The sequence below is a fragment of the Natronosporangium hydrolyticum genome (assembly GCF_016925615.1).
GTDB lineage: Bacteria > Actinomycetota > Actinomycetes > Mycobacteriales > Micromonosporaceae > Natronosporangium > Natronosporangium hydrolyticum.
Genome location: NZ_CP070499.1, coordinates 727,057 through 740,214, shown reverse-complemented (window position 1 = coordinate 740,214; position 13,158 = coordinate 727,057). Strand labels below are relative to the sequence as shown.

16 protein-coding genes are annotated in these 13,158 nt (G+C 71.5%); 8 read left to right on the top strand and 8 right to left on the bottom strand.

Translation table 11 applies throughout. The features are described from left to right. Positions 1 to 62: 62 nt before the first annotated feature. From JQS43_RS03355 to JQS43_RS03340, 4 genes are read right to left on the bottom strand one after another with little or no spacing between them, the layout of a single operon-like run. Entirely contained in the window at positions 63 to 794 is a 732-nt protein-coding gene (locus JQS43_RS03355) for a response regulator (RefSeq protein WP_239677590.1), read from the bottom strand. Further along, positions 791 to 1,990 carry a sensor histidine kinase gene (locus JQS43_RS03350; RefSeq protein WP_239677589.1) on the bottom strand — a complete coding sequence of 400 codons (1,200 nt, stop codon included), beginning with the start codon at positions 1,988 to 1,990 and terminating at the stop codon, positions 791 to 793. The genes JQS43_RS03355 and JQS43_RS03350 overlap by 4 nt, the downstream gene beginning before the upstream one ends. 34 nt (positions 1,991 to 2,024) lie before the next feature. Beyond that, the gene (locus JQS43_RS03345; RefSeq protein ID WP_239677588.1) at positions 2,025 to 2,837 is read right to left on the bottom strand and encodes an ABC transporter permease; all 813 of its coding nucleotides are present in this window, start codon (positions 2,835 to 2,837) and stop codon (positions 2,025 to 2,027) included. Beyond that, positions 2,834 to 3,772 carry an ATP-binding cassette domain-containing protein gene (locus JQS43_RS03340; RefSeq protein WP_239677587.1) on the bottom strand — a complete coding sequence of 313 codons (939 nt, stop codon included), beginning with the start codon at positions 3,770 to 3,772 and terminating at the stop codon, positions 2,834 to 2,836. Before JQS43_RS03340 ends, JQS43_RS03345 begins: the two co-directional genes overlap by 4 nt. A gap of 206 nt (positions 3,773 to 3,978) precedes the next feature. On the opposite strand from JQS43_RS03340, the gene JQS43_RS03335 reads away from it, so the two are divergent. Continuing rightward, the gene (locus JQS43_RS03335) at positions 3,979 to 4,233 is read left to right on the top strand and encodes a helix-turn-helix transcriptional regulator (protein ID WP_239677586.1); all 255 of its coding nucleotides are present in this window, start codon (positions 3,979 to 3,981) and stop codon (positions 4,231 to 4,233) included. After that, a complete protein-coding gene (locus tag JQS43_RS03330; protein WP_239677585.1) occupies positions 4,230 to 5,480 on the top strand; it encodes a HipA domain-containing protein in 1,251 nt (416 codons plus the stop codon). The genes JQS43_RS03335 and JQS43_RS03330 overlap by 4 nt, the downstream gene beginning before the upstream one ends. A 45-nt stretch (positions 5,481 to 5,525) precedes the next feature. Here the strand turns inward: JQS43_RS03330 and JQS43_RS03325 are convergent, their stop codons facing one another. Beyond that, positions 5,526 to 6,113, bottom strand: coding sequence for a TetR/AcrR family transcriptional regulator (locus JQS43_RS03325; protein ID WP_239677584.1), 588 nt, complete (start codon positions 6,111 to 6,113; stop codon positions 5,526 to 5,528). 135 nt (positions 6,114 to 6,248) lie between these two features. Between JQS43_RS03325 and JQS43_RS03320 the strand changes: the two genes are divergently transcribed. Continuing rightward, positions 6,249 to 7,313 (top strand): zinc-binding dehydrogenase, encoded by a 1,065-nt coding sequence (locus JQS43_RS03320; RefSeq protein ID WP_239677583.1) that lies wholly within the window; start codon positions 6,249 to 6,251, stop codon positions 7,311 to 7,313. 117 nt (positions 7,314 to 7,430) lie between these two features. On the opposite strand, the gene JQS43_RS03315 is transcribed toward JQS43_RS03320, so the two are convergent. Together JQS43_RS03315 and JQS43_RS03310 are read right to left on the bottom strand one after the other, a co-directional pair. Next, positions 7,431 to 7,574, bottom strand: a complete 144-nt coding sequence (locus JQS43_RS03315) for a GPGG-motif small membrane protein (RefSeq protein WP_239677582.1) — start codon at positions 7,572 to 7,574, stop codon at positions 7,431 to 7,433. A gap of 53 nt (positions 7,575 to 7,627) precedes the next feature. Beyond that, the gene (locus JQS43_RS03310; RefSeq protein WP_239677581.1) at positions 7,628 to 8,077 is read right to left on the bottom strand and encodes an RrF2 family transcriptional regulator; all 450 of its coding nucleotides are present in this window, start codon (positions 8,075 to 8,077) and stop codon (positions 7,628 to 7,630) included. Positions 8,078 to 8,242: 165 nt separating this feature from the next. On the opposite strand from JQS43_RS03310, the gene JQS43_RS03305 reads away from it, so the two are divergent. Further along, positions 8,243 to 9,070: a hypothetical protein gene (locus JQS43_RS03305; RefSeq protein ID WP_239677580.1), complete on the top strand. Its 828-nt coding sequence runs from the start codon at positions 8,243 to 8,245 to the stop codon at positions 9,068 to 9,070. Continuing rightward, the gene (locus JQS43_RS03300; protein ID WP_239677579.1) at positions 9,067 to 9,471 is read left to right on the top strand and encodes a GntR family transcriptional regulator; all 405 of its coding nucleotides are present in this window, start codon (positions 9,067 to 9,069) and stop codon (positions 9,469 to 9,471) included. The genes JQS43_RS03305 and JQS43_RS03300 overlap by 4 nt, the downstream gene beginning before the upstream one ends. Here the strand turns inward: JQS43_RS03300 and JQS43_RS03295 are convergent. Then, complete coding sequence (locus tag JQS43_RS03295) at positions 9,428 to 9,991, bottom strand: Dps family protein (RefSeq protein WP_239677578.1); 564 nt, start codon at positions 9,989 to 9,991, stop codon at positions 9,428 to 9,430. The genes JQS43_RS03300 and JQS43_RS03295 overlap by 44 nt on opposite strands. Before the next feature lie 97 nt (positions 9,992 to 10,088). Between JQS43_RS03295 and JQS43_RS03290 the strand changes: the two genes are divergently transcribed. The 3 genes from JQS43_RS03290 to JQS43_RS03280 all read left to right on the top strand — a co-directional run bounded on the left by JQS43_RS03290 (position 10,089) and on the right by JQS43_RS03280 (position 13,154). Then, positions 10,089 to 10,619 (top strand): NUDIX domain-containing protein, encoded by a 531-nt coding sequence (locus tag JQS43_RS03290; protein ID WP_239677577.1) that lies wholly within the window; start codon positions 10,089 to 10,091, stop codon positions 10,617 to 10,619. A gap of 160 nt (positions 10,620 to 10,779) precedes the next feature. Continuing rightward, the gene (locus JQS43_RS03285; RefSeq protein ID WP_239677576.1) at positions 10,780 to 12,117 is read left to right on the top strand and encodes a hemolysin family protein; all 1,338 of its coding nucleotides are present in this window, start codon (positions 10,780 to 10,782) and stop codon (positions 12,115 to 12,117) included. After that, on the top strand, positions 12,114 to 13,154 hold the full coding sequence (locus tag JQS43_RS03280) for a hemolysin family protein (RefSeq protein ID WP_239677575.1): 1,041 nt from the start codon (positions 12,114 to 12,116) through the stop codon (positions 13,152 to 13,154). The genes JQS43_RS03285 and JQS43_RS03280 overlap by 4 nt, the downstream gene beginning before the upstream one ends. The last annotated feature ends 4 nt before the right edge of the window (positions 13,155 to 13,158 follow it).

The following is a 13,158-nucleotide window of genomic DNA, read 5'->3' as shown; positions in this document are numbered from 1 at the left end:
GGCCGGGGCCACAAGTCGGCGGCCCTCCCAGCCACGTTCTGCGGGCACAGCCCTTCTGCTCTTCACCCGCCGGGTCGATCATGGGACTTGGGACCTGAATCCGGGTCCGCAGTGCACTTAGGTTCATGATCGGCAGGGTTGGGGGTGGGGTGGAGGTCGGCTTCGTAGGCGATGATCGCCGCCGCTACCCGGTTCCGGGCACCCAGCGCCGCCAGGATTGCGCTCACGTACGCCTTCACCGTCCCCTCTACTAGGTAGAGCCGGGCCGCGATCTCCGCATTCGACAGCCCACTAGCCAGCAGACTCAGCACCTCCCGCTCCCGGCCGGTGAGCGCCGCCACCCGCGCCCGCGCCGCCGCCGAGCGGGCCAGCCGATCCGGCCCAAGCTGGGCGATTACCCGGTGCGCCACCGCTGGCGACAGGTAGCTCGCGCCGTCCGCCACCGCCCGGACTGCGGCGAGCAGTTCCCGCGGATCCCCGGACTTGACCAGAAACCCGCTCGCTCCCTCGCCGAGCGCCCGAGCGATGTACGCGTCATCGTGGAAGGTCGTCAGGATGACTACCGCGGTCTCCGGCGCCGCCGCCCGGAGCTCGCCGGTGGCCGCCAACCCGTCGAGCCGCGGCATCCGGATGTCGAGCAGCGCCACATCGGGTCGGTGCCGCCGGGCCGCCTCGACCGCGGCCGCCCCATCGGCCACCTCGGCCACCACGTCGATCTCCGGGTCGTGCGCGAGGATGGCGGTGATCCCCGCCCGGACCATCGCCTCGTCGTCGGCGAGCAGCACCCGGATCACGCCGCCTCCCCCGCGTACCCCGGCTCGGCGCGGACCCGGTGCGGCAGCCGGATCGACAACTGGAACCCGCCGCCGGGGCGGCTCACCGACAGGTCACCACCGAGCAGCCGGACCCGCTCCGCCAACGCTGCCAACCCATGACCGCCGCCGGGCGGCGCCGGCGGCGCGGCACCGGGCGGTGGCGGATTCGACACGCTCACGCTGGTGCCGTCCGCGTCGCCGTGCACCGCCACCGTCACCGCCGCCCCGGGCGCGTGCTTGGCGGCGTTGGTCAGCCCTTCCTGCACCACCCGGTGGATCGTCGGCGCCGCCGACGCCGCAGGCTCGCCGGTCGCCGTCGACCGGACGTCGAGACCGGCCTGCCGGGCCCGCCCGACCAGTTCGTCGAGCGACCCGGCCGGTGAGTCCGAAGGCGACTCCGCCGGCTGCCCGCCGCCGCGGAGCACCGCGACGATCTCGGCCAGTCGGGCGGTGGCGGTTGCGGTGGCGGCACGCAGCTCCCCGACCGCCGCCCGATGCGGATCCGGCAGGTCCGGCGCCAGCTCCAGACCGCCGGCCCGCAGCGCCACCAGGCTCAACTCATGGCCCAGCGAATCGTGCATCTCCTCGGCCAGCGCCGCGCGCTCCCGCAGCCGGGCCTGCTCGGCGACCATCTGCTGCTCCCGCTCCAGCTGCGCGATCCGGTCGGCGCGGGCGCGCAGCAGCGCCCGCTGCTGCCGCCGGTAGTGGCCTAGCAGCCACGGCAGCAGCCCGAAGATCAGCAGCACCACCACGGTGAACAACGCTCCACCCGGGCTGCCGAGCGCTGCCGCCACTGCCGATCCGGCCACCGCCAACCCGGCCAGGCCCCAGCCCGTACGCCGCTGCCCCGCCGTCCCGGCCAGGTAGGCCAACGCCGCCGACGTGCCGGCGATGGTGAACATGAAGGCAGGACCCTGTGCCGGCTGGATGGTGCCGAGCCCGACCATCACCGCCGCTGGCGCGAGCGGCACCCATGCCGGCGCCGCGCGACGGGCCAGCACCGCCGCCGCGAGCACCCCAGCCGCTCCGCACAGCAACAGGTACTGGGGTCGCAGCACGCCGGTGTCGGCCGCCAGCCACACGCCGCCCTCGGCGAAGACCGCCGCCGCGCACCCCAGTGCGACGGCGGCGTTCCCCGCGATCCGGCGGCGGCGCCCGGCAACCATGTCGGTCATCCTTGCGATGATTCCACCGCTGGTCACCAGCGGCTCAGCCGTCCCTGGCCCGCATCACCGCGCCAGCGATGAGCTGCGCCGCCACGGTCCAGGCCGCCAGCACCGCCAGCGCGCCTGCGACGCCGTACGGTCCAGGATCCCCACCGGTGATCAGGACCTGTCCGGCTGAGCCGGGCAGCGCCGCCGCGATCGTGGTCAGCACCGCGATCCCGCTCTGGTCGAGCAGCATCGGCGCCAGCAGCATCAGCACCAGCGCGGCGGTGAGCGTACCGGCGACGCTGCGGAGCACCGCCCCGAGCGCGACCACCAGCGGGCCGGCCAGCGCCAGGTATCCGGCGACGCCAGCGACGAGCCGGACCAGTTCGCTGACCGTTACCGCTGGCGCCTGCTCTCCCATCGCCAGCCACGCCAGCGCAGTTCCGAAACTGGCCATCACCACCCCGGCGACCGCCAGCACCGGCGCCACCACCAGTGCTTTCGCCAGCAACAGCCGAGCCCGGGCCGGCACGCACTGCAGCGTGGTCCGGATGCTCCCGGTGCCGTACTCGCCAGCGATGACCAGCGTCGCCAACGCCAGCAGCGCCAACTGCCCCACCACCAGGATGCCCGACGCGGCGGCGGCGGTCGCCGGCATCAGCAACGGATCTTCCACCCCGGCGGCGTGCTGGGTCCGCACCGTCACCCCCGCGATCACCGGGTAGAGCGCGCTCAGCACCAGCGCCGTGGCCAGGCACGCCCAGCTCGTGCGGACCGTCCACAGTTTGGTCCACTCGGCAGCGAGCGCGCCGACCAGGCCGGCGCGGCCTGCCGTCGGGACCGTCGCCGTACCTTCCATTGACGCCTTCACTGCGCGCTCCTTCCGGCCGGGCTGCCGGCAGCCGCGTACTCGACGCTGCCGTCGGTCAGCCGCAGGTACGCCTCCTCCAGTGACGCGGTCTGGGCGGTCAGCTCGTGGACCGCAACGCCGGCCTGGTGGGCGAGGTCACCGACGGCCGCCGTTGCCGCGTTGGCCACCCGCAACAACGCCGGTTCGGGCCGCTCGACGTGATACCCGTGGCTCGCCAGCCGCTGGCCGAGCAGCTCGGCACCGCCGGCGTCCGCGCACCGCACCTGGGTAACGACCGGCGTGGCGCCGGCGATCACCTCAGCGAGCGGCGCGTCGGCGAGCAGCCGGCCCCGGCCCAGCACCACCAGCTGGTCGGCCATGAGCTGCAGCTCGCTCATCAGGTGGCTGGAGACCAGCACCGTGCGGCCCTCGTCGGCCAGCCGCCGGGTGAGTTGGCGGATCCACAGCACCCCGTCCGGGTCGAGCCCGTTGACCGGTTCGTCGAAGAGCAGCACCGGCGGGTCGCCGAGCAGCGCCCCGGCGATCCCCAGCCGCTGCCCCATGCCCAGCGAGTACCCCCCGGCCCGGCGCCCGGCCGCCGCCGACAAGCCCACCAGCTCCAGCACCTCGTCGACCCGACGCCGGCCGATGCCGTTGCTGCGGGCCATCGCGAGCAGGTGGTTGCGGCCGGAGCGGCCCGGGTGCACCGCCCGCGCATCCAGCAACGCCCCCACCACGTGCAGCGGGTACCGCAGGTCGGTGTACCGCTCCCCGCCGATGGTGGCGGACCCCTCGGTGGGGTGGTCGACGCCCACGATCACCCGCATGGTGGTGGATTTCCCGGCACCGTTCGGCCCCAGGAAGCCGGTGACCGCACCGGCCCGGATCTCCAGCGAGAGGTCGGCCACGGCGGTGGTGTCGCCGTAGCGTTTGGTCAGGTGTCTCAGACTGATCATGCGAGCACGCTACGAAGGCAGCGCCCCCCAGCACCGCTGGCGAACGGCACCGACCACCCCTTACTTTCGTCAGGTCTCCGCCACCGACGAGCCCGCGCCGTGTTGCGATAGCGCAACATCGGATCAATGGTGCGCCAAAGTTGCGATTTCGCTACATTAGGAGAGTTGAGCAAGGATGATGCGTTAACGCAACAAGGGGCGGTTCGATGGTGACGTGGCGACGGGCGCGAGACGCCAGAGGGCTCGGCCAGCACATCGCCACGCTGCGCCGCGAGCGCCGCATGACCCAGGCGGAGCTGGCGCAATGGCTCGGAGTCGACCGTACGACGGTGGTCCGGCTGGAGGCGGGGAACTTGCGGGCGGTGAAACGGCTCACCGAGGCGTTGTCCGTGCTCGGCGCTGACCTCGTGGTTGTTCCGCGCGAGGCGCAAGTGACTGTCGAGGCGGCTGATAGGCCGTGAGCGACGACGTGCTAGAGGTCTGGCTTGGCCAGGGCCACATCGCAACGCTGACCCGCACCCGCCGGCGTCAGCTGCAGCTTCAGTACCGCGACGAAGCGATCGCCACCTTCGCGCTCGACTCGATCGTCATGTCGGTCGCGCTGCCGGTCCGCGCCGGGCGTTACCGGGGCGCGGCGGTAGAGCGGTGGGTGGACAGTATGTTGCCCGAGGGCGAGACCCGCTCCACTGTCGAACAATGGTTCGGGGTGCAGCGCGGGGACAGCTTCGGCCTGCTCCGCGAGATCGGAGCCGACTGCGCCGGCGCGATTGCCTTCCTCCGCCCGGGGCACCACCCGAAGCTTGGCCTGGCCGGTGCGCGGCTGTTGAACGATGAAGGACTGGCTGCGGCCGTCGCTGCGCTCCCAGCGCACCCGCTCGGCGTTGATCAGGAGGTACGGGTCTCACTCGCCGGTCTTCAGGCGAAGCTGCTCCTTGCGCGGACCAGCGACGGCCGATGGGCGCGGCCAGCCGACGGTGCGCCGAGCACACACATCCTGAAGCCGGAACCTACCTGGGCCGCCGGGCTCTGCGCGGCCGAGTTGTTCACTCTGCGGTTGGCAGCTCTAAGCGGAATGCCGGCGGCTGAGGGTGAGTTGATAGTGGCGGGCGGCCGGAAAGCGCTGGTGCTCACCCGATTCGATCGGCAGGTCGCGGACGGGGAGGTTTCCCGGATACACCAAGAGGATGGCTGTGCCGCCCTCGGCATCGACCCGACCGGCGACTACAAGTATCAGTCGCCGCATCCGAACAGCCCGAGCCTCGCCCGGCTAGCGAAGATCTTGCGGTCGTACGGCAATGATGTGCCGCGGGAACTGACCCGGCTCTTGGAGGCTGCGACGCTCCGGGTCGCGGTCGGTGATACTGACGGACACGCCCGCAACTACGCCTTCTTGCACGTCGGATCCGGGGTGGAACTTGCGCCGATCTACGACGCTGCACCGACCTACCGATTCGCCTCCTCGCGCCGGGTTGGGCTGTGGTTGGCGGGGCAATCAATGCTATCGAGTATTACCGCCCAGCACCTGTTCGATGAGTTCACCGGCTGGCAGATACCGGCGGACCTGGCCCGTCGCACCACTGTGGAAGTGCTGGAACGGCTGAGCGCTGCCGTCCCCCGCGCTGCCGCGGAGGTTCCACAACTACCGTCAGAGCTGGCGACCGAGATCAGCGAACGGATCCGACGGCTGCTCGACCAGGCAGCCAGCTGATGGGTCGGCCATAGCGGTGGGGTCGGCCGTAACCTCATACTTTCGTCAGGTCTCCGCCGCGGCGACCTGCTCCGCCTCCCGCTGGATCAACTCGGCCGCAACCGCCTTCGCCTGCTGGACCGGCTCGCTCACCGCGCCGGTCTGGAAACCGGCCACCGCGCCCTCGTGGAGCAGCAGCAGCCGCTCGGCAAGCCTCCGGGGCTGCGGGAAAGCCGGCGCCGCCAGCTGTTGCAGATGATCCCGCAGCCAGCGCTTCTGGCCGGTGATCACCGCCCGGGCGGGGTGGGCCGGGTCGGGTAGCTCGGCGAGCGCGTTGAGGAAGCTGCACCCGCGCGGGCTCTCCTCCCGTAGCCACTGGTCCAGCGCGTCGAAGCTGGCGAGCAGCCGCTCCGCGGGTCGCCCGTGCCCGGTGGCGTCGGTGAGCCACCGCCGCCACCGCTCGTCGCGGGCCCGCAGGTACGCCGCGACCAGCTCGTCCTTGGAACCGAAGCGGTCGTAGAGGGTTTTTTTGGTGACACCGGCGGTGGCGGCGATGGTGTCCACCCCGACCGCGTGGATGCCCTTGGCGTAGAAGAGATCGCTCGCGGCAGCGAGCACCCGCTGGCCGCCCTTGGTCAGCTGTGGCCCGGTCATGTGCACCTCCCGGAGTCTGGAGCCTCCCGGAGGCCCGGCGCCCAACTATACCAACCGGTGGGTTGACACTGCCTGCCCGAGCGCGCCACACTAACTAGACCGGTCCGTATAGTAAGCAGAGCTGCAGGAGGCACCATGCGCGCCCAACTACTCACCGGATTCGGTGGGCCCGAGATGCTCCACTACCGCGAGGATGTGCCCGACCCGACCTCCGGCCCCGGCGAGGTCCGGATCCGGGTCGCCGCCACGGCGCTCAACAACACCGACATCTGGACCCGGGAAGGGCGATATGGCTCGCCCGACGACCCGGCGGCGACCACCGGCTGGCGGCGTGAACCACTGCACTTCCCCCGGATCCAGGGCGCCGACGTGGTCGGCTACCTCGACCAGCTCGGCCCGGGGGTGACCACCGAGACCGCCGGGGCCCTCGGCTCCCGGGTGCTGGTCGACCCGATGCTCTACCAGGGCGACGAGACCGCCCTCGCCCACACCGACTACCTCGGCAGCGAGCGGGACGGCGGGTTCGCGGACTACCTCACGGTCCCGGCCGGCAACGTCCACCCGATCGACAGTCCACTCACCGACCCGGAGCTGGCCTCCTTCCCGACCGCGTACGCGACGGCGCTGCGGATGCTGAACCGGGCCGAGGTGACCGACGGCGAAACCGTCCTGATCACCGGCGCCTCCGGCGGTGTCGGGTCAGCGCTGATCCAGCTCGCGGCGGTCCGGGGCGCCCGGCCGGTCGCGCTGGTCGGGCCGGGTAAGGCCGAGGCCGCCACGGAGCTCGGGGCGGCGCTGGCGGTGGAGCGAGACACTATGGACATCGCTGGCGCGCTCGCAGCGGTCGGCCCGATCGATGTGGTGGCCGATGTGGTCGGTGGCGCCGGTTTCGGCGCCCTGCTGAATGTGGTGCGACCGTTCGGCCGCTACGTCACCGCGGGCGGGATCGCCGGACCAGTGGTCGAGACCGATCTGCGCACTGTGTACCTGAAGCAGCTGACCCTGGTCGGGTCCTCGTTCGCCACCCACGAAGAGTTCGCCGAGCTGGTGGAGCTGATCCGCGCCGCCGGCCGGCACGCCCGCACCGGGCAGCTGCGGCCGCTGGTCGCCGAGGTCTACCCGTTGCCGGAGCTGGCCCGGGCGCAGGCGGACTTCGCCGCGAAGCGGTTCTTTGGCAAGTTGGTCATCGCCGTCGGCTAGCCCGCCGCCAGCGGCGAAGCTTCGGGAGTTCCGGTCCTGGCTGAGCCGGCCCGTGGCCGGCCAGCACCTCCCCGGCCGCCGGGTCGACGCTGACCCGGCGACCGGGAGGGGCGGTAGTTAGGTAAAGATACTGACTCCGCCCGGCCCCACCAGGAGGCCGACGACGATGAGCACCACGCCCCACAGGATCTGACGCCGGAACAGCGCCACGATCCCCGCGATGACGAGGATCACCGCCAGAATCCACAACAGAAACTCCATGACTGTGCTGTGCCCGCCCGGCACCGGCGATAAACACCACGGGCTATCTGGCGTCAGACCCAGGAGCGGGGGTCCGCCACCAGCTCCCGGACGCTGTCGGGTAGCTCACCGGAGACCACGTCGGCCACCGTCACCAGCTCCAGGATCCGCCGCTCGCTGGCGCGCAGCGCGATCCACACATCCTGTAGGGCTCGGGCGGCGCCGTGGTAACCGAGCTCCTCGGGGCGTTGCCCCCGCACATGCGCCAGCGGGCCGTCGATGACCCGGATGATGTCCGCCAGCGCCACCTCCTGGGCCGGTCTGGCCAGCTGGTACCCGCCGTCCGATCCGCGCTGCGCGACCACGATGCCGCCGCGTCGCAGCTGCACCAGGATGCTCTCCAGAAACTTCGGCGGGATCGCCTGCGCCCGGGCCAACCGCTCGGCGGCGACCAGCCCGCCGCCGCTGGCGGCCAGCTCCACCACCGCCCGCAGGGCATAGTCGACCCGGGCCGAAAGTCGCATAGAGAAGATTCTTCCACGGGCGGCCCACCCGGCCGGCGCCGCGGTCGCCGAGCGTACGGCGTGATCCCGGGGCTCCGCCGGCTCGGACCGGCCACCCGGGCTTGGCATTTTGTCTTAGCTTTTGTATCGTGTGGCAAGCACAAAGCTTGAGACAAAGGAGCGGGCATGTCCCACGACGTACCCAAGGTGACGCGCTCACCTCGCGACCAGCGATACCTACGACGGTGGCTCACCCGCCACAACGCAGCCGACCAACCACCGAGCGACCTACTTGTGGCCCGGGTGATCGCCCGGCGCCGTGGCGAACGCTTCGAGTACGCGGCGATCGGCCTCGCCCTCGTGCTGTTTCTCGGCTGGACGCTGGTGACCGGTGGGCTCGGGACCGGAACGCCGACCACCATCTCGGTCTTGCCGATCGCCGTGCTCTACCTCGCACTCCAACTCGGCAGCCTGGCAACGCTGTGGTCGATCCGGCGAGCCGACCAGCGACTCAGCGCCGGCCTCCGGCAGCGGGTCGCCCGGCCTACGGCGATGCCGCTGCCGGGGCTGCTCGGCCGGCTCTACCTGATCGGTGCCGTCGCCGTCTTCGGCGGTGGTCTGATCACCGCGGCCGGGGCGCTCACGCTCGCCACCGACCCGGCCGACCGAGCCGTCGCCGGGGTCTTCGCCGGCGCGCTCGTGGTCTTCGCCGCGCTCGCGGCCATGACCCTGCGCCACGTGTCCCGCCGCCCGGCGATCGCCGAGCAGCCAGCGCAGATCGCCGACGACGACACGCTACGACGCGACGACGCGCACCGGGCCATCACCCCGTCCCTGGTGATCATGGCGGTCATCGCGGCGCTGCACAGTGGCTCCGGCGACGGCCTACTCGCCCTCTACGCCGGTTACGTGGCGGTCGGCGGCATCGGTTGGACACTCGCGTTCACCAGTGCGATCTACCGTCGGCACGGCGCCAGCCCGGAGACCTTTACGACCGTGGCGGTGACCAGGTGACGGTCAGCATCGACACCACCTCCCCGACTCCCCCGTACGAACAGCTCCGGTCCCAACTCGCCCAGCAGATCGCCGATCGGAGCCTGGCGGTGGGCACCCGGCTGCCCACCGTCCGCCGGCTCGCCGCCGACCTCGGCCTGGCCGTCAACACCGTGGCCCGCTCCTACCGCGAGCTGGAGGAGGCAGGGCTGGTGCAGACCCGCGGCCGCAACGGCACCTTCGTCGCCGCCGCCGGTGACCACAGCCGCGAGCAGGCCCGCCAAGCGGCGCTCCGGTACGCCGACACGGTGCGCGGGCTGGGGATCGGCGCCGACGAGGCGCTGCAGATAGTCCGCGCCGTGGTGGGCGACGGGGCCGCTACGCCGCCACCAACGGGGTCTCCACCAGATGCTCGGCGATGAACCAGGTCTGCAGCTCGTTGGTCCGGATGACGTCGCTGACCAGCAGATCGTTGCTGCCGTCGTCGCCCTGCTCGGCGACCCGGGCGGCGGCATCCCGGGTGTCGGCCAGGATGATCTCGTGCGCCTCCAGCAGCCGGGAGAGCATCACCGGGACCTCCTCCACCCCGTTCGGCGGGCGGGGCACCGAGGTGATCTCCGCGACGTGCCGAGGGTCCCCGACCGCCACCCCGCCCAGCGTCTGCACCCGCTCGGCGAGCTTGTCGACCAGCGCCTCCTGCTCCTCGGCGTGCTTGTCGAGCAACAGGTGCAGCTGGTAGAAGGTCGGCCCCCGCATCAGCCAGTGGTGCTTCTTGTAGAGCGCGTACAGGATCTGCGAATCGGCCAGCACCCGGTTGAGCCGCTCCGACGAGTACATCCGGGCATCGTGGGACAGGCTCAGCGGCAACTGCCGCACCGTCCCGAACTTCTGGATCTCCTGCCCCTGCTGATGCAGCCGCGGCTGGCTGTTCGACCTGTTCATCGTCCCCCCGATGCCGGTTGTCCCCCGCTCGCCCTAGGTCTAGTGGACCACTTCAACCCCGTGCCCGCCCCGCGAATCGACGGGTAACGTCAGTGCCGTGCCGCCCGCCTCCTCCCGCGCCGAGCTGCTCGATGTCGTGGACGACGACGACCAAGTCATCGGCCAGGCCGCCCGCGGTGACGTCTACACCCGGCGGCTGCGCCACCGCACGGTGTTCATCCTGGTCCGGGACGCGGGGGAGCGGATTTTCGTGCACCAGCGCGCCGCCGACAAACTGGTCTACCCGTCCTACTACGACATGTTCGTCGGCGGCGTGGTCGGCGCCGGGGAGACCTATGACGCGGCGGCGTGGCGCGAGGCCAGCGAGGAGTTGGGCGTCGAACTGCCCGCGCCGATGTACCAGTTCCGGTTCCGCCACGACGGCGCCGACTACCGCACCTGGAGCGCGGTCTACGAGCTGCGGTTCGCCGGCGAGGTCGATCCGCCCACCGACGAGATCGCTTGGCATGCCTTCCTCTCCGAGTCGCAGCTGCGGGCCCGGCTGGCCGAGTGGCCCTGGCCGCCGGACAGCCTCGCCGCCTACCAACAGCGACCATCCGCCGGCCTAGGCGACGCCGCGCGCAGCTGACGTACCCCGCGCCGAGCGGCTCCGGTTGGTGCGGCACCCGGGCAGGGGCGCAGCCGCGGCACGCGTCCTACACTGGTGGCACTGTGGAAACCGACGACGATCCGTCTCATAGATCTGGGCCACCCGGTCCGCAACCGTTCGCTCCAGCGGAGTGCCCGCGATGACCGAGTGGCTTCTCCTCAGCTTCGCGCTGGTGCTCGTGGCCGCCAACGCGGTATTCGTGGCGGCCGAGTTCAGCCTGGTCGCCGTCGATCACGCCGCCGTTGAGCGGGCGGTGCGCGGCAAGGTCCGCGGCGCGGCCGGGGTGTTACGCGCCCGGCGGTCGCTCTCGACCCAGCTCTCCGGCGCCCAACTGGGCATCACCGTCACCAGCCTGCTGATCGGCTTCATCGCCGAACCGTCACTGGCGGCGCTGCTGACCGGCCCGTTGGGGTTGGCCGGGCTACCGCCCGGTGCGATGACCGCAGTGTCGGTGATCCTGGCGCTGGCGATCGCCACCATCTTCCAGATGATCTTCGGTGAGCTGGTGCCGAAGAACCTTGCGATTGCCCGGCCGATGCCGACCGCGCGGGCCGTCACCCCGCTTCAGCGCGGTTTCACCGCTGCGGCCCGACCGCTGATCACGGTGCTGAACGGCGCCGCGAACCGGCTGCTGCGGCTGATGGGGATCGAGCCACAAGAAGAGCTACAGTCGGCCCGCTCCGCACGGGAGCTGGCCTCGCTGGTGCGCCGCTCCGCCCAGCAGGGCACCCTGCCCCGCCCCACCGCCCAGCTACTGACCCGTACCCTCGCCTTCGGCGACCGCACCGCCCAGGACGTGATGACTCCCCGCCGTCGGGTGCATTTCCTCCCCGCCGACCAACCGGTACGCCGGATCCTCGACGCCGCCGAAGCCACCGGCCACTCCCGCTTCCCCGTCATCGACCAGGGTGACGTCGACGACGTGGTGGGCTTCGTCCACGTCAAACACGCGCTCGCGGTCCCTCTGCCAGCGCGCGCCACCACCCCGCTACGGCAAGTCATGGTGGCCCCGCTGCGGGTGCCGGCCAGCCTGGAACTGGACCCGCTCCTCACCCAGCTGCGCCAACACGGACTGCAGATGGCGGTGGTGATCGACGAGTTCGGCGGCACCGACGGCGTGGTGACCCTCGAAGACCTGGTGGAGGAGCTGGTCGGCGACATCGCCGACGAGCACGACCGGCCCGGCGCACACGCCCGTCGCCGCGGCGACGGTGGCTGGTCGCTCTCCGGGCTGCTGCGACTCGACGAAGCCGCCGCCCTGACCGGGCTGCCGTTCGCCGAAGACGAGCACTACGACACCCTCGCCGGCCTGGTGCTGCACCATCTCGGCCGGATGCCCACCGTCGGCGACCGGGTCACCGAGACGGTCGGGCAACAACCAGTCGAGCTGGTCGTGGAGCGGATGGACGGGCTACGGATCGACCGGGTACGCCTGCAGACGCTACCGGGCGACCCGGAACCGGGCGGGCAGCAATGAGCGACACCACCGCGATCCTGATCGCCATCGCCCTGTTGGCAGGCAACGCCTTCTTCGTCGGCGCCGAGTTCGCCCTCATCTCCGCCCGCCGCTCCCAGATCGAACCGCTCGCCGCCACCTCCCGCCGGGCCCGGATCACCCTGCGGGCGATGGAACGGGTGTCGCTGATGATGGCCTGCGCACAGCTGGGCATCACCGCCTGCTCGCTGGGGCTAGGCGCGATCGGGGAGCCGGCGGTGGCGCACGTGATCGAACCCTGGCTCGCCGCGCTCGGAGTGCCGCCGCAGCTGCTGCACCCGATCGCGTTCGCGATCGCGCTGACGGTCGTGGTGTGCCTGCACATGGTGCTCGGGGAGATGGTGCCAAAAAACATCGCCATCGCCGGCCCGGAACGCGCCGCGCTCTGGCTAGGGCCACCGCTGGCTGGGATCACCGCCATGCTGCGGCCGCTGATCGTCACCCTCAACGCCCTCGCCAACGCGGTGCTGCGGCTGTGCCGGGTGGCGCCGCGCGAGGAGCTGGCATCGGCGTACACGGTCGACCAGGTCGCCGAGCTGATCACCCAGTCGCGGCGCGAAGGGCTGCTCGACGACGAAGAGCACACACTGCTCACCAACGCGCTGACGTTGAACGAACAGACCGTCGGCACGGTCCTGCTGCCCGCCCACTCGCTGGTGACACTCCCGGTCGACACCACCCCGGCACAGGTGCAGGACGCCTGCGTCCGCACCGGGTACTCGCGCTTCCCGGTCACCGACCCAGCCGGTGAGATGGTCGGTTACCTGCACGTGAAGGATGTGCTGACGCAGGATCCACACGCGGTCGGCCGGCCGATCGACCCGAGCCTCATCCGGCCCTTCGCGATCGTCCGCGCCGGCGACACCCTCCGGTCGGCGCTGGCCACCATGCAGACCGCCGGCGCCCACCTCGCCCTCATCCTCGACGGCACCGGTCAGCCGATCGGCATCGCGGCCCTCGAAGATGTGTTGGAGGAGCTGGTCGGGGAGGTCCGCGACGCCACCCAGCAGACCGCCTAGCGAA